Source organism: Clostridium boliviensis, assembly GCF_033342255.1.
Taxonomy (GTDB): Bacteria; Bacillota; Clostridia; order Lachnospirales; family Lachnospiraceae; genus Lacrimispora; species Lacrimispora boliviensis.
In genome coordinates this window covers 1-364 of sequence record NZ_JAWONS010000150.1, presented here as the reverse complement: position 1 = coordinate 364, position 364 = coordinate 1, and the positions used below count along the sequence as shown (strand labels likewise).

Below are 364 nucleotides of genomic sequence, written 5' to 3'. Positions count from 1 at the left end.
ACTGTAACCGGTTTTCCCGTCAGTACGACGCACGTGGTCACTTCGGGAATTTTGGGTGTCGGAGCGTCCAAACGGTTTCGAGAGGTGAAGTGGGAAGTAGCCGGGAAAATCATCTTGACTTGGTTTTTTACGATTCCCATGTCAGCCCTCCTCGCCTGGATCACCTTCAAAGCCATCGCGATATTTTTCCTGTAACCTAACAACCCCCCGCCGAGTCGCCGGGGGTTGAAACGGTTGGCAGACGCAACACTTGAAGGGAGAAAGCGACCTTCACTCAGCGGGCGAAATCGCATCTCAATCAGAAAACCCTGCCGGAAGGCAGGGTTTTCGGCGTTTACACCAGAATCCCGAACCAAATCAGCAT

Annotated in this window: 1 protein-coding gene; it reads left to right on the top strand. The window is 53.0% G+C overall.

Annotated elements, in window-relative coordinates:
* A partial coding sequence (locus RZO55_RS25890; RefSeq protein ID WP_369293206.1) for an inorganic phosphate transporter occupies positions 1-195 on the top strand: 195 nt, incomplete at its 5' end.
* Between the last annotated feature and the right edge of the window lie 169 nt (positions 196-364).